Here is a 22,007-nt window from a genome sequence, read left to right on the forward strand (position 1 = left end):
GTATATATTAAAAACATTACCCCATGCACGGAAAAAACAGGATAGGATTCGATTTATCAGACAAAGGAACAGCCACATTGCATTCTTTTAACCCAGCCACGGCCGAGACAAGGCCCGGTAGTTTCAAAGGAGCGACAAGTGGAGACATTGAAGCGGCTATGAACAAGGCAGAAATTGCCTTTGATACGTATAGTCAAACTTCGCCTGAACAGAGAGCGCAATTCTTAGAAGCCATTGCTGATGAAATTCTAAATCTTGGAGATGAACTCGTGCATACCGCCATGGAAGAATCTGCATTGCCCGAAGGCAGAATCGTAGGTGAACGCGGCCGTACCATGGGACAATTAAAACTTTTTGCTTCCTTACTGAGAGATGGTGCCTGGGTGGAAGCCACAATTGATACGGCCCAACCAGATCGTGAACCCTTACCAATACCTGACATTAGAAAGATGTTGAGACCGATTGGGCCTGTGGTTGTGTTCACGGCAAGTAATTTTCCATTGGCCTTTTCTACTGCTGGTGGAGATACAGCCTCTGCACTAGCTTCTGGTTGCCCAGTAGTTGTGAAAGCACACAATTCACACCTACAAACCAACGAACTAGTATCTGACGCTATCGCTAAGGCTGCAAAAAAATCAGGGATGCCAGATGGCGTGTATTCTTCGTTGGCTGGAGAAGGATTTGAATTAGGTACAACTTTAGTCAAACATCCAAAAACAAAAGCAGTCGCCTTCACTGGTTCTTTGGTCGGTGGCATGGCGCTGTACAAAATGGCCATCGAAAGAGAGGACCCAATTCCGGTCTTCGCCGAAATGGGTAGTATCAATCCGGTAATATTCTTACCAGAAAAACTAAAAGCAGAAACCGAACAACTCGCCAAAACCTATGCGGGTTCCATCACGCTGGGTGTAGGTCAGTTTTGTACCAATCCTGGGCTGCTGATAGGACTGGAAAGCCCCGAACTGGATCAATTCTGCGATACACTAGCCGATGAGATAACTGCAAGTGCTGTAGCTACCATGCTCAACGAAGGCATTGCGACCAGCTTCGTCAAAAACAAAGAAACTTCATTAACCCAAAACGGAGTAAAGTTAATTAGTTCGAATAATGGTGAGACTCTTCGTAACGGTGCTAACGCTGCCGTTGCGAGGGTTTCTGCCGCAGATTTTTTGAGCAATCCTAACTTGCAGCACGAAGTATTTGGCCCTTACTCCTTGGTGGTGACTTGTCAAGACCAAACACAATTGGATCAAGTGATTGCAAAACTCACCGGTCAACTGACAGTGACTTTCATGGGTACTGAAAATGACTTCCAGTCATTTGAAAATCTGATTCAATTGGCCGAGAAAAAGACAGGTCGTTTGATTTACAACGGCGTACCTACAGGTGTAGAAGTATGTGCTTCGATGCAACACGGCGGGCCATTTCCAGCAGCGACAGATAGCAGGTTTACCTCTGTTGGCTCTGATGCAATCAAAAGGTTTGCAAGACCTGTGGCCTATCAAAATGCTCCTCAGTTTTTGTTACCTGACGAATTAAATAATGAAAACCCAAATGGCATTTGGCGTAGTGTAGATGGCAATTGGACAAACAAAGCCATATGAAAAGCTTAGTGAATGGTAATTGGATAGGGCTTGTACTACTAGTATTTAGTTGTGCAGGCCCTTCTGTATCTGAAAAAGACAAATTGTTCGACATCATTGCTTCGAATGAAGCTTTCGAACAGCAGGAGTTCTCCAGCCTGACGGACAACTACAACCGTTTGCCTGACATGAGTGAGTCTGCACTGAAGAAGAGAGCTGACTTTACACGCGACATCATTTCTCAGCTAAAAGCTATCGATCAATCACAACTTTCTTTTGAAGATCAAATTACCTTAAAACTGTTCCAATTTGTGCAGGAAGATAAAGTAGCTCAGTATGATTTGAAAGGCTACTTGAACCCAATTCTGGCCGACGATGGTTTTCATATATCATTTGCATTCACTCCTGAGCATTTCTCGTTTACCAGCAAACAAGACTTTTTGGATTACATTGGTGTATTAGAATCATTTCCGCAATATGTCGATCAACACATTGCGTTGATGAGAAGAGGTCTGGAGATCGGCATGGTACAGCCAAAGGTCATTTTGAAAGACTATGAAGTCACTTATGACAATCACCTGGTAGAAGACATGAGACAGAGTCTTTTCTTTCAGCCATTTTTGAGTCTACCTAACCAGCTTTCAGCAGAAGAAAAGCAAGACCTCATAAAAAAGGGAGAGCAAGCTGTTCGAAATGGAGCCATTGCCGGCTATCAGCAGTTTTCAGAATTCATGACCAATGAATTTGTACCAAAAACGAGAACATCCATTGGCGCCAACGAATTGCCCGAGGGCGAGGAGTTTTACAAACAGAGAATCAAGTACTACACAACTTTAGAATTGAGTCCGGATTCTATCCATCAATTGGGACTACAGGAAGTAGCTAGAATCAAAGGCGAAATGGAGAAGATCATTGAGGAGGTAAACTTCGAAGGAAGCTTTGCCGAGTTTTTAGATTTTCTCCGAACCGATCCACAATTCTATGCCAAGACACCCGAAGAACTACTCAAGGAAGCCGCGTGGATTTCTAAATCCATGGATGGTAAAATGCCCAAGCTTTTTGGCAAGCTGCCGAGACAGCCGTACACGGTAAAACCTGTTCCCGATCATTTGGCACCCAAATACACTGGAGGTCGGTATTCACCCGGATCGCTCGATGCCAATCAACCAGGCGAATATTGGGTGAATACTTACGCATTGGAAAGCAGGCCATTGTATGTACTAGAAGCACTTTCTTTTCATGAAGCTGTCCCCGGACATCATTTGCAGGAAGCCTTGTCCAGAGAGTTGACACATTTGCCAGATTTTAGGCAGTCACTTTATCTTTCTGTTTTTGGGGAAGGGTGGGGTTTGTACTCCGAATTTTTAGGGTTGGAAGCAGGCTTTTACAAAGATCCCTATAGCAATTTTGGTAGGCTCACTTACGAAATGTGGCGTGCTTGTCGGCTGGTAGTAGACACGGGCATCCATGCCAAAGGCTGGACCAGAGATCAGGTGATGGAATATATGGCCGCCAACACTGCTTTGTCCCTGCACGAAATCAAAACTGAAACGGACAGATATATCTCGTGGCCGGCTCAAGCCCTTTCCTACAAAATAGGAGAGCTGAAAATCAAAGCTTTACGCAAAAAAACCGAAGAGCAGTTGGGTGACCAATTCGACATCCGCGAGTTTCATGATTTGATTCTTTCTCAGGGTACGGTCACGTTAGAGATTATGGAAGAGATGGTAGAGAGGTATATTGAAGATAAGTTATCAAACAAAGAATAAGATTGCCACGCTTTGCCTTTCTCCAAAAGGCACGCTCGCAATGACGTAATAAAAGGATGAAATACATAGAAGCAGAAGAATTGGAGCAGCTATTGGGCTATGAGGAACTAATCCCCAAGATCAATGAAGCATTTGCTCAAGACTATAACATCCCGATGAGGCATCATCATCAATATCCCAACCCGAAAGAGGGAATGGAATCCACTCTACTTTTGATGCCCGCCTGGGACAAGGGTGAAAACCTCGGAGTGAAAATCGTAAATGTATCTCCAAACAATTCTCAGCACAATCTACCTTCTATTCAAGGGCTGTACATTTATTTCGACCTGCAAACAGGAAGCCCAAAAGCCCTGATAGATGCGAAAAAATTAACCGTGAAACGAACTGCTGCGGCCTCTGCTTTGGCTTCACAATACTTGTCAAGAAAAGACAGCAAAACGCTTTTAGTGATAGGAACAGGTGCGTTATCTGCAGAATTGATCAAAGCACATTGTACTGTTCGCCCCATTTCAGAAGTACTGGTTTGGGGAAGGTCGGAAAAGAAAGCACAGACCATTATTGATTCTATTACTATCGAAGATGTATCCATGCAAACCGTTTCGTCGATTGAGGAAGGCATAAAAAAAGCTGACATCATTAGCTGTGCAACCTTAAGCCCAACGGCATTAGTATTTGGAAAGGATTTAAGACTAGGCCAACATTTGGATATGATAGGAGCCTACAAACCTGACATGCGCGAGATGGACGATGAGGTATTAGAGAAGACTGAAGTCTATGTAGACAATATTGAGGGCGCAACCAAGGAAACGGGCGATCTGGCCATCCCAATTGCCAACGGCACCTTCAAAATAGAAGACATTAAGGCGGACTTGTTTGATTTGGCTCAAGGTAAGAAACAAGTAGAAAGAAGTCCTGAAACTATTACCTGCTTCAAGTCTGTAGGGCATGCATTGGAGGATTTGGCTGCTGCTACTTTGGCTTTTGAAAAAAGTGAAAACTAATGATGAGAAACCTTTCTGAACGAAGAAATCCCCCTCAGTACCCCTTTGAAAAGGAGGAAAGAACAGAAGTAGCTTGCTTGCAGGCTAGGTCGAAAGGGGGATTGAAAAACATTGAGAAATAACAACAATGGCTAGAAAAACATTTTTTTGTGTAGATGCTCATACCTGCGGTAACCCTGTCCGTGTAGTGGCAGGTGGTGGTCCAAATCTGATTGGAGCCAACATGAGTGAAAAACGCCAGCATTTTCTAAAGGAATACGACTGGATTCGTACTGGTTTAATGTTCGAACCTCGTGGCCACGATATGATGTCGGGCAGCATACTCTTTCCTCCTTCTGATCCTCAAAATGATGTCGGGGTACTATTTATCGAGACCAGCGGATGCTTGCCGATGTGTGGGCATGGTACCATAGGTACTGTCACTATTGCTATAGAAGAAGGACTGATTACACCTAAAACAGAAGGTAAACTTCGGCTGGAAACTCCAGCGGGATTAGTACTTGTAGATTATCATCAAGAAGGAAAAAAAGTAAAGTGGGTAAAATTGACTAATGTCAAATCATATCTGGCTGCTGAAAATCTTACCATTGAAAGTAAAGATTTGGGTGAGCTGACCTTCGATGTGGCCTATGGCGGGAACTTTTATGCTATTGTCGATCCTCAGAAAAATTTCGAAGGTGTTCATAAAAACACAGCTGGGGATTTGATCCGCTGGAGTCAGGAGCTGCGCAACAAAATCAATGAAAAGTACGATTTTGTTCATCCAGAAAATGATACCATCCGAGGCCTCACACACATGCTATGGACAGGCGAGCCTTTAGACCCAACTTCCACAGCTCGAAATGCGGTATTCTATGGAGACAAAGCCATCGACCGTTCACCCTGTGGCACAGGTACTTCTGCGCGATTAGCGCAGTGGCATGCCAAAGGCAAATTGAAATTGGGCGAAGAATTTATTCACGAAAGCTTTATAGGTTCTAAATTTATAGGAAGGGTAGTCGAAGAAACTACTTTAGGAGATAAACCAGCGATCGTGCCAAGCATTCAAGGCTGGGCACAGGTGACAGGGTACAATAATATTATTATTGATGATGATGATCCGTATGCGCATGGTTTCCAAGTGATTTAATAACCAACGTCACTTCGAGCGAAGCGAGAAGTCCCCCTGCCGCTTGCAGATCCGATGGGGATATCTCCCTCTGGTCGATAAGACGAATAATATGATATAATGAAAATAGCAATAGTAGGTAGCGGAATGATCGGGCTTTGCTCAGCATATTATCTCAACAAGCAGGGATATGAAGTCACCATAATTGATGAGGGCGATGGAACGGACAATTGCTCATTTGGTAATGCTGGTTTTTTTAGTCCCAGCCACATGGTCCCCCTAGCCTCTCCGGGAATCATTGCCCAAGGATTGAAGTGGATGATCAATCCTGAAAGTCCGTTTTACATCAAACCCAGTCTGGACATAAATTTGGCCAAATGGAGCTGGCAGTTCTTTCGAGCCTCAACAAAGAAAAGGGTGGGTCAAGCCGTTCCTATTCTGAATCAGATGCTCATGGAAAGTAGAAGTTTGATTGAAGAAATTCTTGCAGACACCAAAATTGATTCAGGATTTGACGACAAGGGATTACTCATGTATTGTAAGTCTCAACATGTACTGGACGAAGAAGCTGATATGGCAGAATTGGGTAGAAAATGCGGACAAGACGTGGACGTCTTATCTTCAGCTCAAGCAGAAAAAATCAATCCTGGTTTTGAGATAGATACTGTAGGTGCCGTTCATTTTAAAAACGATGCTTGGTTTACTCCAAATTCTTTCATGAATGGTTTTCAAAAATATTTGAAAGATCAAGGGGTTGAGTTTCAATTCAACACCAAGGTACTAAGTGCTGAAAAACATCATAGGCACCTGAAAGCATTAGTTACTGAAAAAGGTAAAATTGAGGCTGATCAGTTTGTCATTGCTACAGGATCCTGGACAGCCAAATTTTTGAGGCAATTGGGAGTAAAAATATTAATACAAGGAGGCAAAGGCTATAGCTTCGAAGTCACTAACCCACCAGTGATGCCAAAAACAGCATCAATCTTGACAGAAGCCAGAGTAGCTGTCACTCCGATGCAGCATGGCCTTCGATTTGCAGGCACTATGGAAGTGAATGGCTTGGATTTGTCGATCAATCCTCGCAGGGTTTTAGGAATTCAGAAATCTATTCCTAATTACTTTCCTCAGATCAATCAAGAATCTTTCAAGGATATAAAACCTTGGGCAGGACTCAGACCGTGTTCTCCAGACGGCATGCCCTACATTGGCAAAACCAAAAAATTTGACAACCTGATCGTAGCCACCGGCCACGCCATGTTAGGCATTTCACTAGGCCCCATTACGGGACAATTAGTCTGTGAAATTGCCGGAGAAAACAAACCTCATATAGATGATACATTATTGGCTGTAGAGCGATACAGTTAAATCATTGATTGTTTTCTTTGAAAATTTTACTGTTTGAGGGAGACGGAGTCGTACGAGTTTTAAAATTTTCTAGCCTTTTTGCTTACTTTTTTGGCAATGAAAAAAGTAAGGGCCGGCCCGGCCAGAGGGCAAAGCTTCATAAAACAACTAATTTCTTTATCCCTGCAGCCGTATATAAGATGACAACTTTTCAAAAAATCCAATCCTACCAAACCTTCACTCCTCCTTCCGACTGGTTAAAAATAAAAACCATCGACATGCACACTGGCGGCGAACCACTACGTGTCATTTTGAGCGGCCTGCCCGAACTAAAAGGAAATAGCGTGTTAGAGTACAGGCGATACATGAAAGAAAATCATGACAACCTTCGAACTGCCTTGATGTTCGAACCAAGAGGACATGCCGATATGTATGGTTGTATCCTGGTTCCACCAAATGATGAAGAAGCTGATTTTGGTATCCTATTTACACACAACGAAGGCTACAGTACCATGTGTGGGCATGCCACGATAGCCATTACCAAGTTGGCCGTAGAATTGGGATGGATCGAAAAGATTGAGCCCATCACAAAAGTGGTTATTGATGCACCATGTGGCAGATTGGAAAGCTATGCTCGTATAAAAAATGGTGAAGTAGAATCGGTCTACTTCCACTGCGTGCCTTCATTTGTAGTAGGGTTAGATTATGAAGTGGAGGTGAAGGGTTTGGGCAAAATCAAATATGATCTCGCCTATGGCGGTGCTTTTTATGCCTATGTGGACGCAGATAAGTACGGCATAGAAATGACAGAGAAAAACTACCGCCAACTAATTGAAAAAGGCATGGCGATTAAACAGGCGGTGATCAGTTCAAATGATCAAATCATCCATCCATTCGAACCTGAAATGAGTGAGTTGTATGGAACCATATTCACTGGAAAATCTCACTGCGAAAATACTGATTCTAGAAATGTTTGCATTTTTGCTGACGGAGAAGTTGACCGCTCTCCCACAGGGTCTGGTGTGTCAGGTCGCATGGCGATTCACCATAAAAGAGGAGATCTAAAAGTAGGCGATTCGATGTCCATTGAAAGCATTATAGGCTCGAAATTCATAGCCTCTGTTCATAAAACAGAAAAGTATGGACCGTTCGATTCAGTAATTCCTCAAGTAGAAGGAACTGCACATATTACAGGCCAGCACGAATTCCTTGTAGACCCGAATGACCCCTTAAAAAATGGGTTTATTTTGAGATAATATTTCATAGGTTTAAAACATTATTATACAAATCTTTATATGGTATTTTATTAATAATTCAATATATTATTTGTTATGTATTATAGACGACATTGTTAATAGTTTGCTTTACTGCGTATTTACCAAATATGTACTTCCATGTGTCAAAATAGTACGTAACCCTCCCAAAAAATATCTTCTCTTTTACGTTGCGAAAGACTTAAAAGAAGCCATTCGTACCATGTAGGTATTAATTTTTGCGCATCCAATTAGCTGATTTCTTCAGCCCTACCATTAAACAGCATGCCCATTCTGATGACGATCAGACGGGACTGCTTTGTATTATTCAAAACCATTAAGTATGAAAAAGTTTTTACTAATGACATCCGTCGTATGCACGGTGGTGTCGAGCGTGTGGGCACAAAGCACGATCAAAGGAACGGTATCATCAGAAGGAGAAAATCTTCCTGGGGTATCGGTATTGGTAGAGGGATCTGCCGCCGGAACCGTCACGGATATCGACGGTAATTATTCAGTCGAGGTTCCATCAGGAAGCAATACGCTGATTTTTACATTCATTGGAATGGCAACCGAAAGAGTAGAGATTGGAGGCCGATCCGTTGTTGATGTATCCATGAAAGCAGATGTTCAACAGCTGTCGGAAGTGGTTGTAACTGCCTTGGGTGTTGAACGAGATCAGGCATCCTTGGGCTATGCCATTCAAGAAGTGGATGGAGCAGCCGTTACTACCGCCAAAGAGGACAACTTTATTAGATCACTATCTGGTAAGGTTGCAGGTATCAACGTCAAGGCTTCTTCCACCATGGGAGGAGGAACCAATATTTTGATCCGTGGTAATACCTCGCTAACCGGTAGCAATCAGCCCTTATTCGTTGTAGATGGAGTGCCAATCAACAACTCCTCTTACAATTCGAGCGGTCAGCTATCTGGTGGTGGTGGCTACGATTTTGGCAACTCTGCGGCCGATATTAACCCAGAGGATATAGAATCCATTTCGGTATTAAAAGGTGGAAGTGCATCTGCACTTTATGGATCCAGAGCTTCTAATGGTGTAGTAATGATCACTACTAAAAAAGCCAAAGCTGGTGTAACTAAGGTAAACATCAGTTCAGGGGTTACCTTCTCCAAAATTGACGAATCAACGTTTCATTCCTACCAAAACGAGTATGGAGGTGGTTACTCTGATACATTCCCGACCTTTACCTATGATGCTTCGTCACATCCAGATTATTTAGCTGGCTCTGATGGGGATCCCTACGTCCAAACCTACGCCGACGAGAGCTGGGGGCCTAGGTTTGACGGCTCTATGGTAAGACACTGGGATAGCTGGGATCCAACGGATACTGAGAATTTTGGACAATTGAGAGCATGGGAAGCATCTCCAAATAGTATTGAGCACTTGTTCAAAACTGGTGTGGCGCTGAACAATAATATTTCAGTAGAAGCCGGAACAGCCAAAAACTCCATGAGAGCAAGTTTCACAGATTATAGGGTAGATGGAACGTTACCAAATAGTGAATTGAACAGAAGAACATTCAATGTGACTGCCGTTTCTCAGATTACTGAAAAACTAAAATCCACCTTAAGCGCAAACTTGGTTCGTTCTGAAGCAGTTGGTAGAGCAGGTACTGGATATTCTGACAATGACGGAGTAAGTATCATGGCCTCATTTGGCAATTGGCACCAAAGACAATTGGATCTTTCAAGAATGGAAAAATGGAAGAACGATGATGGTATTCAGCGTGCATGGAATAGAAATGGCCCAACGGATCCAAACCCGGCTTACTGGGATAACCCATATTGGACACGAAATGAAAACATCCAAAATGATGAGCGTGACAGAATTTATGGTAAATACGAATTGACCTACAAGGCACTAGACTGGTTATCAATCACTGGCAGAGCCGGTATAGACCAAACCAAATACACCCGAGAGTGGAAAATTGCAAAAGGCGGTGTAGTAGAATATGTAGGTAGAGGTGCTTTTCCAGGGTACTGGGTAGGCAGAGATTTCGAAAAGCAGCAAAACTATGATCTGTTCGCCAGCTTCGAAAAATACTTCGATGACAGTAAGTTTTCACTAGGTGGCATGCTTGGTGCCAACTGGAGACAACAAAACTGGGAGAGGGCTTACCTAGGAACCTCTGATGGTTTGGTGATGCCAAATGTATATTCAATCAACAATTCTGTAAATGACATCATCGGATACGATGATTATATCCAGCAAAGAAAAGATCACGCTTACTTTGGATCTGTAAATGTTGGCTACGCTGACATGGTGTTTTTAGAAGCGACTTATCGAAACGAGCACTCATCTACGCTCAATGATCCGTTCGGTTATTACTCATTGTCAGGTTCCTTTGTGTTTTCTGAGTTGCCTGCATTGAGTTCTTTCTCAGCACTTTCGTTTGGTAAGTTGAGAGCGAGTTATGCCAAAACTGGTAACGCAGCTGGAATGTTCAGAACGAACACGGCATTTCAGTACGTCGCCGGAGAAAAGCAAAATGGACTTCCTACTTACTACATGCAGCAGCATATCAACAACCCAAATCTGAAGCCTGAACAGACGCTAGATTTTGAAGTAGGTGCTGATCTTAAGTTTTTTGAAAACAGATTGGCTATCGATTTTGCATGGTACAGCAGAGTAAGTTCTGACCAATTGCTCTCTACGCCAATAGCCGGATCATCTGGTTCTCGATGGTATTACACCAATACAGGTGAAATTGAAAACAAGGGAATTGAGTTGGCAATAAATGCGACTCCTGTGAAGGTAGGAAAGTTTTCTTGGGATGTCAATGTTAACTTCTCAAAGTACACCAACAAGGTGACAGACCTGCCAGAGAGTTTGGAAAATATTGAGATTGGATCTCTCTACGAACTGAAACTACAACACATCAAGGGAGAAGATTATGGAAGTTTTGTAGGTAGAGATTACGTATATAATGATGCTGGAGAACGCGTAATTGATGAAGACGGAACGTATGCTTTGTCAGACCCAAAAGTACTAGGTAGTGTTGTACCCGATTGGGAAATGGGGATAGGTACTACGGTGAATTATGCTGGCTTTAGCGCCAGCGTACTTTTTGATATCAGAAAAGGTGGAGAGATTTACTCTCAAGCGCACAGATGGTTGAAAACAACAGGTAACCACGCGGAGACCGTAGGCACCAATGATCTGGGCAACCCTATTCGAAACGATTACCATGACATGATCGATGACGGAAATGGCAACCAAATAGCCAACCCTGCACAAGGAGGTATCATACTAGATGGAGTAACCGCAGATGGTAGCCCAAATGATACTCGAATCGATGCTTACACCTATAGCAATGACGGAGAAAACCCTGAGTCAGCGTCGATTTTTGATGGAGGCTATGTAAAGCTTAGAGAATTATCATTAGGCTATACCTTACCAAGAGCACTCCTTACCAAAACACCTTTTAACAATGTAAGCATTTCAGTAGTTGGTAGAAACCTGGCCATTTTGAGCAAATCTTTCGATGCTGATCCAGAGATTTCTTATGGAGTGGGCAATGTTCAAGGCCTAGATTGGGGTATGCTACCTCGAGAAAGAACCTTCGGATTCAAGGTGAACCTAGGCATCGGTAAATAACATCAGATAACTGTAAAAGACATTAATTATGAAAAGAATAAATAAATGGCTCGTGTCACTCCTGGCAGTGGTGCTTGTCTCATGTACAGATGATTTTCAAGAGATAAATCAGGACGAAAGATTTCCAACTGTGGTTGACCCTGCTTACATCCTAAGCGGAATTCAAATTGACGCCATGGAGCGATACGTATATACAAGTGATCTGTTCAATAATCAAACAGGAGGCATAGTTCAATATTTTGTTAAGCACCTATATACTAATGAAAATGTTTACAACTTTAGAGGCAGCATGTTCGACGCTTATTGGGGTCGTCACTATAATGCTCTCGCCAGAATCAGAGAAGCAGCTGAAATGGTCGAAACTCCCCCATATCACCTCACTGATGAAGGGACGAAGATCAATCAAAAAGCAATTTTTGAGATCCTGGAAGTGTGGACCTGGACCCAGATTACCGATCAGTTTGGAGATGTACCTTACACGGATGCTTTAACAGGCTTAGATGGATTGCAACCTTCATACACCCCGCAATCTGAAATCTATCCTGATCTAATCAACAGACTTTCGAATGCCATGGCGGATATTAATGGTTCTGGTTCTAATGGAAGTTTCGGTGATTCAGATTTATTCCTGAATGGTGATGCTTCGGCATGGGCCCGCTTTGCAAACTCACTTAAGTTGAGACTTGGCATGAGAATAATTGACGCAAACCCAACTTTAGGAGGGTCAACTGTCTCTGAAGCTCTTGATGACCCACTCATCAGCTCTTATGAGGAAAGTGTACAGTTTAGCTTTGGTAAAACCACCAACCGAAGCCCATTAAGAAGAACCAATGATGGTGGATCTGCAGGCTGGGAAGATGTAGTGGCCTGTAAGACCTTCACCGACATTGTCAATGATAGAAATGATCCGAGAAGGTCTAGTATGTTGTATGATTGGTCGTACGAACCTTACTCCGGCTATCCGGTGACGGATGTAGCCTATCCAAACTTGGAATCTACCGAAGGTGGAGGAAGATGGGGATGGGCATACCTTGGCTGGAACTTTAGGAGTTACGACCGAGACGAATCCGATGGCGTCTGGCCTCATAACGTGATGGATTTTGCGGAAGTATCTTTCTTACTCGCAGAAGCTGTGGAGAGAGGATTCGCCTCTCCTGTGGGACAAACAGCCGAAGAGCACTATATTGATGGAGTTACTTCGTCAATGAGATACCACACTTACTATGGTGATGGATGGCAAACCATTACAGATGTAGATATCGCTGCATATCTAGCTCAACCGAATGTTGCCTACTCCAATGCGGCCAGTGGAACTACTTGGCAAGAAAAGATCGGGATTCAAAAGTACATAGCATTTTACCCATATGGATCAGAAGCATTCTCTGAACAAAGAAGACTGGACTTCCCAGTTCTTACTCCTCCAACTAAAGGAGGTGTACAAATGCCAGCTTCTGAGATTCCTACAAGATTGCCTTATCCGAATAATGAAGTTCTGCTAAATTCTGATAATACAGCCGTGGCTATTGACAGAATCGGTGGGGAAAATAGTATGACTGTCAAAGTTTGGTGGGATGTGAATTAATCAATTAGTTTTCTCATAATAACTATTGTGTTGCTATAGGGCTGCCGAAAATTCGGTGGCCCTTTTTTATACGATTGTTTTTTATTTGGGTGATTAGCCTCAATCAATACAGCTCTTATTTGATTCGAACTCGTTGTATATTTCTTCCTATGCTAGTCTCAATCATCAAAACATACAATCCAGGCCTAACACTAGACACGTCAACTCGTATGACATTATCACCCGCATTTTGAGTTTTTAATTCACTTATTTCTTTTCCCGAAACATGAACCAAACTCACGCTGCTCACATGTTTTACATTATCTACATTAATCCTTAATTCATTCTCCACAGGATTGGGATAGACAACTATAGTATGATGATTTATTGGTGCATCCAACAGTAATTCTTCTTCCTCTTCCACCTGAATGGCGACGGTATATTTGTTGCTAAATAAATCTCCTGCTTCCGTTGAGTGATATACAACTCGAATTGGCACCAATAATTTCCCAAGATATGATTCAGCAGGAATTACTGTATTCCCTTCAAAAGAATAGTCGTCACCTTCACTTAGTTCAATTGAATAATCCTTATCCGATGACTTTAGATTACTCATATACAAGTCCTCTAAAGATATGATGCGAGACTCATTGGGCTTAATGGAAATATCCTTCTGCCCATCTATTTTTGGGACGAGATGAGAGTAGGTATGTTGAACCACAACAGTTACATAAGCTGGGTCACTATCTAATTCGCCATCATTCGCTGTAATTTTGACAGAAAGTGTTCCATAGAAGTTTTCATCAGGATAAATGTCACTTCCACTTACAGTATAATTCTCACCTTCATGAATTGTGTAGTAAACTTCGTACCATGGCTTATAGGATTCAATACACAAATCCCAAGTATCAATCGTCGTGTAACTACCCATATCTATTACTTTGTAGGGAGAGCAATTAATCTTGGGTTTATCTTTGACTTTGATATTGAAATAATATTCTTGCTTGTCTGATGATGAATTTGAAACTTCCACATTCAAATACAAGTCGACCATAGATTCCGAAGTCACATAAACTTCGTCTCCATCAATCTCAATTCCATAAGAATCATTCAAAGTCATGGAAAAATTATCTGGAAATTCGCCTTCCGGATCTAATATTTTTAAGTAATCCATGCTCATGGTAAAAACACTGTCCCTTTCTATAATTACATCTTCTTGCCCGACAATTTCAAATGTTGAGATCGAACTTCTTGTATAGATTTCAAAATAGTAAATTGGTGTGAAATCCATTCCATCGAATATTCTAATTGGAACTCTGACAAAGTTGTTATTATAATTCACGGGAGTAAAAGAATTACCAATTCTTTCGAAGTAATACTTATTCCAAATGTCTTCTACAAACTCAACCGAGAAATCATCCGGAAATGTATTGTCCAAGTCTTCGATATATAAATCTTCAATGGAAAACTCATAAGACTCACCTAATGTAACATATACCGTTTTCTGGCCTGTGATTTCAGGCTTTTCATTTCCTACAAGCAATTGGAAATGAAAAACCTCACTTTCGTCAATACGATCTGAGACATTCAAATTCACATCAATAGCCTGCTTATTATCTGTGGTAGGTGTGATAGTATGGCCTGATACAGTATAAAGTGAATGGTCGTCTTCTTGAATAGAAATTTCATGATCAAATGGATAAATATGATCTTTATCTACGACTTTCAAGTCCCCCATTAATAAATCGTATGGTTCGTCAAAAGCGACAGACACGTGGTTTTGGTCTATGATTTGGGGAATGTGATTGGCGGAAGCATCCAGGCCGCTTCCTAACACGTATCTCATAGAGTCTTCTTCAGAATCTATTGCAAATATTTCAAGAGACAAATGATCACCAAACTCCTTTGCTTTAATGTCAACTTCAAATGTAAAAAGAGAATCTTCTTTTCCAATTTGAATGGCTTCAAACGATTCGCTTAGGGTTTCACTTTCATTCGTAATAACAATTTTTGAAGAAGTGATACTTCGACTACCATTACTTAGTGTGAATCTTAGTTTTCCTTCGCCTTCGGTGTTCAACTTAGGTACCACGACGCCTGAAGCGTCAGTGAGATATAGTTGATGCATCCTGATAGGTGAAAATGCTGGATCAGAAGAACCAACCACGCTATATATATAATGTTCGTATGAAATTAATTCATCATACCAAAAAAGAGTGCCTGTACAAGAATAATCGTTGCTCCCAATGCCATAGTAATAAAGATGATATAAATCCGTCAAATCGGCTCCAAGTTGGCAGGTGAAATAACTTGGAAACGCACTCTCTCTACGCTCATAATATACCGGACGAAACAGTCCTCTTCCAAAAACTACCACTTCCGCATCCGAACCTCCAGGAAAAAATTGTGTATTTGAAGCGTCCTTTATCGAACCCAATGCTCCATTTTTGATAGCAATATTGTCTATACGATAATTTTGATCACCTCCTTCCATATAGATAGAAGGTGTTAGTCCTTTAATTGTACTATCCGAACTCATTTTTTGCTCATTCCCAAAATATGAAAATGACCAACTTTTAACTCCAATATTTTCAATGGAGTTCCCTCCACCCCATATAGGTAGATAGTTTCCATTAGGAGTTACCTCATACTCATAATCAAATAATATTATCTCATCTATTAAGTTATCAGTTGGAAAATCAATGATTACGGTCTTTTCTTGGATTTCACTTTTTTCCACTATTAAGGATACATCATTTTCTAACCCTTTTATATTAGGAAAATACACTTCATAAATCTGAGGGTGGTCTGCTTGATATTGTTTGACTCCTGCCTTCAGCTCTAAAACATAATTCGACGAAAAATTACTGCTTCGAACATTTTCGAATGACCCTCCATAAATTCCAAAGGAATATCCTTGAGGAGATACAAGAATGGCGTTTGTAAAGTAGGAGTCAGAGTCTTTAAACTTCTCACTCAATGTAATACCATCTTCAATTTGCACAGAGTAGTCAATTTTTCTCGTGACGTTCTTTTTCGAAATTTCAACTGTAGATGATTTACTAACTTCTACATTTTCTTTCAATACAAATTTGTCCCGATCCCAATTGTAGGCTAATACATCATATGTTCCATTGGGCACTTTGAATGTTATTCCATCATATCTATCCGTGTCCCCACTATTCCAATCCCAAATCAATTCATCATCATTGTACACATAAACATCCACCCAATAATTTGGATCATCCAGCATCACTGTGAGTTCTGAAGTACTCATAAAAGACCATGGCAACACGATAGATTTAGAATTTGTCTGAATATTAATCACATCCGAATATGACCTTGTAGGTGTTGAGGTCATTTCAAAAACGGCATTATCTACTTTTAAAGTAAACTCTATACTCGCCGAATTACCTGGTTGAACTGCAAAATTGTAAACAGACGGAATCAGCGTAATACCAGAAATCACGTCAATATCAGTAATAGCATAGTTTTCTGTCTCAATTCCCGTATTAGTAATTGTTAGGTCTAATTTATTCTCCCATATGGCTTCATTTATTTCATTCTTTCCAAAACTTAAATTAGTCAAGGACAATAAACTGGTTGCTTGTATGGCATTCATTCCATCTACCTGACCTGATCCTTCAGCCATCACTTCTTCACCAATTGATTCGGCTGTGGTCACTAGTGCAGATTTAACAATTTCAGGAGTCCATGAGGGGTGTACATCTAAAAGTAAAGCTGCCAATCCTGCCACGTGGGGTGTGGCCATAGAAGTGCCATCATATGAACTTGTACCTCCATTGGTAACTGACGAATTAATATTGACTCCAGGCGCAAGCAAATCAGGTTTAATCGCAAAACTCCCATTTGCGGGCCCTTTAGAACTGAAACCCGCCAATTCTCCATAATTGTTAGACGCCCCTACAGTAATGGCTAGCTCTGCAGTGCCTGGTGATCCTATTTGCCAGAAATCATAATCATTCCCAGCTGCTACGCAAAATACCACACCCATTTCTACTGCTGCGTTCACGGCTTCTGACAATGGATCATAGGCATCTCCTGAACCGCCAAGACTCATATTTACTACATCTAGCTTATCTGAAGGATTATTGTCTCCGTTGGGATCTACGGACCATTCAATAGCAGCTATAATCTGAAAATCATATCCAGAGCCATAGGAATCCAATGCTTTTAGAGCATAAAGAGTAGCTTCTGGAGCCACTCCGATTAATCCATCACCATTTGCCGCTACTATGCCAGCAACATGGGTTCCATGATTATGGTCATCTATAGGGTCAGCATCATTGTTTACAAAATCATACCCACCTTCTACTTTATATCCTGCTCCAAAACCCTCTCCTAAAGCGGGGTGCATATAATCGATTCCAGTATCAATGATGCCTACTGTAATTCCCTCTCCTTTAGTATTGTAGGTTTCCCATATTTGGTCCGCCTTTACTAAAGCAATTGTTTCATCCAAACTAGCAGTATACTTTTTTACTTCTTTCACATACTCTACATAAGGCAACTCTCTGATCTCATTGAGCATATTTTGAGATAGTTTCATATGCGCTCCATAAAACGCCTTATAATATTCTTGTTTTAGATCAGCGAAACTTTGTTCATTTGACCTTGAAGAAGAACCTAATGCTTGGATGTCTTTTTTGAATTGACCAAACCTACTGATCACTTCATCATTCAATAAACTGTTATCTGTGCTTCTCGATGCAGAATTTGGTCTGGGAGACCCCTTGAATTTTACAATGTACTCTCCATTATAATCACTTTCTAAAGACTTTCTTGAAGGTACGACTGAGATCTCAGATCTTCCATTTTCTATGACACTGATGTAACTAGCCTCTTGAGATGAACTGTTTAAAACAATTTTGTTTTGAAAAAGTGGATGTTCGGATGAAACGCTTTGAGCGGAAAGGTTCAATGCTGTGAGCAAACACAGAATCAATAGTTTAAGTTGGTTCATTAAATATATATTATGTCAGAAATTCATGAAATACTTCCTAGCTCACCTATATGATGAGTCATTTCCCAACAATGCTGTGTCAAAAAAGCATTAAAACAATTCATTATTCAAGTGAATTGATTAATAAATTTTTAATAAAAATAAAATCATATATCAATTTGTTAATTATCGGTCAAAATATGACAACGATGCTACTAATATTTGTGAAGGCTCTAAAAAGCAAACAAAAACTTTTTTTTGCACCTATAATTAAACGGTTCACCATAAACACATAACAATTAGAATACACTGCTAAAGTGTTATATCCTATTATATTTGAAACTCATAACAACTGTTATTCATGTTCAGCAAAGACACATACACCCTAAGAAGAAATAGACTCAAAAAAGACGTAGGCAGCGGTCTCATCGTCTTACTCGGAAACGAAGAAAGTAGTATCAATTTCAAGGACAATTGGTACCACTTTAGACAAGACAGTACCTTCCTATATTTCTGTGCCGTGGCACTCCCCAGTTTAACAGCCATCTTCGATTGTGATAGTGGAGAAGACATGATTTTAGGTGATGAGCTGACCATGGATGATATTGTTTGGACGGGTCCTCAGCCTAGTATTGCCTCCTTGGCCGAAAAAAGTGGTATTACCAAAACAGCTCCTGCCAGTCAAATTGAAACTACACTGAAGCAAGCGATCGCTGATGGTCGCAAAGTACATTTTATTCCTCCCTATAGAGAAGAGCATGTCACTAAGCTTTCTGCCTGGACTGGAAATTCCGTAGGTGAAGTCAGGTCAGGAGAATCAATACGGTTGATAAAAGCGGTCATTGCACAAAGAAACATCAAAACTGCTGAAGAAATCGTGGAGCTTCACAAGGCGGTAGACCTTACTGCAGACATGCACTTAGCTGCCATGAAGCATGCCAAACCTGGAATGAAAGAAGCCGAAATCGCCGCCAGAGTAAATCAGGTAGCCCTAGCAGGCGAAGGTCAACTTTCCTTCCCCATTATCATGACCAAAAATGGTCAGGTGCTTCACAACCACTATCACGGCAACGTCATCCTGGAAGGAGATATGATTCTGTGCGATACGGGTGCAGAAATACCTTCAGGATATGCGGGAGACATGACTCGGACTTTTCCCGTAGCCGCAGAATTTTCTGATACGCAGCGTGAATTGTATCAAACCGTGCTCAATGCTCATGAAGCAGCCATAGCTGCTCTAAAACCTGGAGTCAGATACAAAGACATTCATTTGCTGGCCTGTACCGAATTAACAAAAGGCCTGACAGAAGTAGGCCTGATGAAAGGAAACCCAGAAGAAGCCGTGGCCGCTGGTGCTCATACGATGTTCTTTCAATGTGGATTGGGCCACATGATGGGCATGGATGTGCATGACATGGAAAACCTTGGCGAGCAATATGTGGGCTATTCAGACAACTTGAAAAAGGACTCAGATTTTGGGTTGAAATCATTGCGTCTGGGCAAGGAGCTAGAAGCTGGTTTTGTGATCACTGTAGAGCCAGGCATTTATATCATACCTGAACTCATCGATCGCTGGAAAACTGAAAATAAATATGCCAATTTCCTGAATTATGATAAATTAGAGTCTTACAAATCTTTTGGAGGAATTCGCATCGAAGAAGATTTTGTAATCACGGAAAATGGCGCGGACCTTTTGGGTAAACCAGTGGCCAAAACCGTGAAAGATGTTGAAGAAATTAGAAAAGAAGCCTTACAATCATGAAAAACCATCTGATCCTTTTTGCTTGTGTCCTATTGATCGCTTGTCAACCTTCTAAAAAATCATACACCTGGGAAGAATTTGCTGTTGATGATCACACTTCATTTCGAGGAATATCGGTGCTGAATGAAAAAGTAATTTGGGTGTCAGGTTCCAATGGCTTAGTACTTAAGTCTGAAAATGGAGGGTTAGATTGGGAAGAGGTTTATATTCCGGATACAGATTCCTTGGACTTTAGAGATGTAGAAGTACTTACGAAAGATGAAATCGTATTGATGAGTGCTGGCTCAGATTCTCTATCAAACATTTTCAAATCAAAAGACGGAGGAAGACATTGGGAAAAAACACTCGCTAATGAAGACAGCCTAGGCTTTTTCGATGGGATCGCCTTTTTTAACGAAAACGAAGGTATCCTCGGTGGAGATCCGATTGGCGGCAAACTATTTTTGATGAAAACCACAGATGGCGGAGATACTTGGCAGAGAATCCACCCTGACAAACTACCTGAAATGAATGAAGGAGAATTTGGCGGATTTGCCGCGAGTGGTAGCCACTTGACTGTTAAAGGTAATTCGATTTGGGTAGGGTCTGGAGCGGCTACTTCCAGGGTATTTTATTCCCGAGACAAAGGAGAACACTGGGAAGTCGTTTATACACCAATCATTCAAGGCAAACCATCACAAGGAATTTTTTCAATAGATTTCTTTGATGAAACTACTGGTGTGGCCGTTGGCGGAGACTACAAAAAAGAATCGGAAGGTGACAAGAATATAATCTTGACAGCAGATGCAAGTGAGACTTGGACCTTGAGTCAAAGCTTTCCTGTTTATCAATCATCAGTCAGGTATCTTTCTGAAAGTGAGCTAGTATCTGTGGGGCCTGCTGGTTGTTACCAATCAACGGACGGAGGATTGACCTGGTCGGTATTTGGCGATTCAGGGTTTCACACGTTGGATGTTGCTGAAGACGGCTCGATATGGGCAGCTGGCAAAGAAGGACGCATAGCTCAGCTAGTTTCCAAATGATCGAGAAGCAAAAGGTTCACGCCGCTTGCCTCGACGTGCTAGCCCAAAAAATAATCATTGCCAGAAAGGGCATGGAAGAAGCTCAAGCCAGCGCCAATAATGAAACCAAGTCATCCGCCGGAGACAAGTACGAAACTGGCCGTGCCATGAGCCAACGTGAACGTGACTTGCATGCCCGACAGCTTGCAGAGTTGCTGAACATGAAGAAAGCACTGACGAGCATTGATCCAGACAAACTCAACTCCAAAGTAGAATTAGGGGCGCTGGTTGAAACTGAAAATTCCTGCTTTTATATTTCAGCCAGTCTGGGTGCTATTGAGATTGAAGCTCGGAAGTTTATGGCTATATCTGCTATTTCACCTATTGCACAGGCCATGCTAGATAAAAAAGTGGGTGATACCTTTGCGTGGATGAAGCAGAATAAAAAGATACTGTCAATATCTTAATATATCATCCAAAGTGCTTTTAACCATTTTAACTTGATCCGCCTGAATATTGCCAATTCTTTTCTTTAACCTTAATTTGGAAACCGAGCGAATATGAAAGGTCAGTATCTCAGACTTTTTAGGCAAATTGTTCCTCTCATCAGGCTCTAAGATTACGTTGCCTTTGTACCCCTTTATCGAAGTTGTAAGAGGGCAAACTATAACAACCTGAAGTTTCTGATTGAGCAAGTTACCGCTAATAATTACTGCAAGACGTCTGCCAGATTGCTCCCCATCTTTAACTGGATCTAAATAGAGCTCCCAGATTTCACCTTGTTTCATCTGCAGAATTTACTTGAATTAGGTAATCTGCCATTCCTTCCTCGGCAATCGACATGATTTCATCATCTTTTCCAGCTTGGTCATAAGAAGCTGCATACTGAGCTCGTTTGAGTTGGTCTAGATAGATATCCAATGCTCGCTCTATCAGTTTGTTTTTTGGCAGTTGTAGCTCTTTTGCCGCTTCGTTGAGCCTGGTCAAAAGGGCATCCGGCAAAGAAGAAGTGAATGTGCTCATAAGGATTTACATTATGTAAATAT

General features: G+C 41.5%; 14 protein-coding genes. 11 read left to right on the top strand and 3 right to left on the bottom strand.

Translation table 11 applies throughout. From position 1 onward, the window contains the following. Window positions 1-23: 23 nt before the first annotated feature. The 8 genes from ACOQO5_RS03355 to ACOQO5_RS03390 all read left to right on the top strand — a co-directional run bounded on the left by ACOQO5_RS03355 (window position 24) and on the right by ACOQO5_RS03390 (window position 13,256). Window positions 24-1,604: an aldehyde dehydrogenase (NADP(+)) gene (locus ACOQO5_RS03355; protein ID WP_420580263.1), complete on the top strand. Its 1,581-nt coding sequence runs from the start codon at window positions 24-26 to the stop codon at window positions 1,602-1,604. Then, complete coding sequence (locus tag ACOQO5_RS03360) at window positions 1,601-3,352, top strand: DUF885 domain-containing protein (protein ID WP_420580264.1); 1,752 nt, start codon at window positions 1,601-1,603, stop codon at window positions 3,350-3,352. The genes ACOQO5_RS03355 and ACOQO5_RS03360 overlap by 4 nt, the downstream gene beginning before the upstream one ends. 56 nt (window positions 3,353-3,408) lie before the next feature. Next, on the top strand, window positions 3,409-4,353 hold the full coding sequence (locus tag ACOQO5_RS03365; protein WP_420580265.1) for an ornithine cyclodeaminase family protein: 945 nt from the start codon (window positions 3,409-3,411) through the stop codon (window positions 4,351-4,353). A gap of 127 nt (window positions 4,354-4,480) precedes the next feature. Beyond that, entirely contained in the window at window positions 4,481-5,482 is a 1,002-nt protein-coding gene (locus tag ACOQO5_RS03370; protein ID WP_420580266.1) for a 4-hydroxyproline epimerase, read from the top strand. A gap of 99 nt (window positions 5,483-5,581) precedes the next feature. Continuing rightward, entirely contained in the window at window positions 5,582-6,826 is a 1,245-nt protein-coding gene (locus ACOQO5_RS03375) for an NAD(P)/FAD-dependent oxidoreductase (RefSeq protein ID WP_420580267.1), read from the top strand. 179 nt (window positions 6,827-7,005) lie between these two features. Continuing rightward, window positions 7,006-8,061 (top strand): proline racemase family protein, encoded by a 1,056-nt coding sequence (locus ACOQO5_RS03380; RefSeq protein WP_420580268.1) that lies wholly within the window; start codon window positions 7,006-7,008, stop codon window positions 8,059-8,061. A 340-nt stretch (window positions 8,062-8,401) separates the two neighbouring features. After that, window positions 8,402-11,674 carry a SusC/RagA family TonB-linked outer membrane protein gene (locus tag ACOQO5_RS03385; RefSeq protein WP_420580269.1) on the top strand — a complete coding sequence of 1,091 codons (3,273 nt, stop codon included), beginning with the start codon at window positions 8,402-8,404 and terminating at the stop codon, window positions 11,672-11,674. A gap of 28 nt (window positions 11,675-11,702) precedes the next feature. Then, the gene (locus tag ACOQO5_RS03390) at window positions 11,703-13,256 is read left to right on the top strand and encodes a SusD/RagB family nutrient-binding outer membrane lipoprotein (RefSeq protein ID WP_420580270.1); all 1,554 of its coding nucleotides are present in this window, start codon (window positions 11,703-11,705) and stop codon (window positions 13,254-13,256) included. Window positions 13,257-13,371: 115 nt separating this feature from the next. On the opposite strand, the gene ACOQO5_RS03395 is transcribed toward ACOQO5_RS03390, so the two are convergent. Further along, window positions 13,372-18,219 (bottom strand): S8 family serine peptidase, encoded by a 4,848-nt coding sequence (locus tag ACOQO5_RS03395; RefSeq protein WP_420580271.1) that lies wholly within the window; start codon window positions 18,217-18,219, stop codon window positions 13,372-13,374. Window positions 18,220-18,559: 340 nt separating this feature from the next. On the opposite strand from ACOQO5_RS03395, the gene ACOQO5_RS03400 reads away from it, so the two are divergent. From ACOQO5_RS03400 to ACOQO5_RS03410, 3 genes are read left to right on the top strand one after another with little or no spacing between them, the layout of a single operon-like run. Next, window positions 18,560-19,960: an aminopeptidase P family protein gene (locus ACOQO5_RS03400; RefSeq protein ID WP_420580272.1), complete on the top strand. Its 1,401-nt coding sequence runs from the start codon at window positions 18,560-18,562 to the stop codon at window positions 19,958-19,960. After that, complete coding sequence (locus ACOQO5_RS03405) at window positions 19,957-20,982, top strand: WD40/YVTN/BNR-like repeat-containing protein (RefSeq protein WP_420580273.1); 1,026 nt, start codon at window positions 19,957-19,959, stop codon at window positions 20,980-20,982. Before ACOQO5_RS03400 ends, ACOQO5_RS03405 begins: the two co-directional genes overlap by 4 nt. Then, a complete protein-coding gene (locus ACOQO5_RS03410) occupies window positions 20,979-21,428 on the top strand; it encodes a GreA/GreB family elongation factor (protein ID WP_420580274.1) in 450 nt (149 codons plus the stop codon). Before ACOQO5_RS03405 ends, ACOQO5_RS03410 begins: the two co-directional genes overlap by 4 nt. On the opposite strand, the gene ACOQO5_RS03415 is transcribed toward ACOQO5_RS03410, so the two are convergent. Together ACOQO5_RS03415 and ACOQO5_RS03420 are read right to left on the bottom strand one after the other, a co-directional pair. Further along, window positions 21,417-21,749: a type II toxin-antitoxin system PemK/MazF family toxin gene (locus ACOQO5_RS03415; protein WP_420580275.1), complete on the bottom strand. Its 333-nt coding sequence runs from the start codon at window positions 21,747-21,749 to the stop codon at window positions 21,417-21,419. The two genes, ACOQO5_RS03410 and ACOQO5_RS03415, sit on opposite strands and share 12 nt — an antisense overlap. Continuing rightward, window positions 21,736-21,984 (bottom strand): ribbon-helix-helix domain-containing protein, encoded by a 249-nt coding sequence (locus ACOQO5_RS03420; RefSeq protein WP_420580276.1) that lies wholly within the window; start codon window positions 21,982-21,984, stop codon window positions 21,736-21,738. The genes ACOQO5_RS03415 and ACOQO5_RS03420 overlap by 14 nt, the downstream gene beginning before the upstream one ends. Window positions 21,985-22,007 lie beyond the last annotated feature (23 nt).

It is taken from the genome of Reichenbachiella sp., assembly GCF_965223055.1.
In the GTDB taxonomy this organism is placed as follows: domain Bacteria; phylum Bacteroidota; class Bacteroidia; order Cytophagales; family Cyclobacteriaceae; genus Reichenbachiella.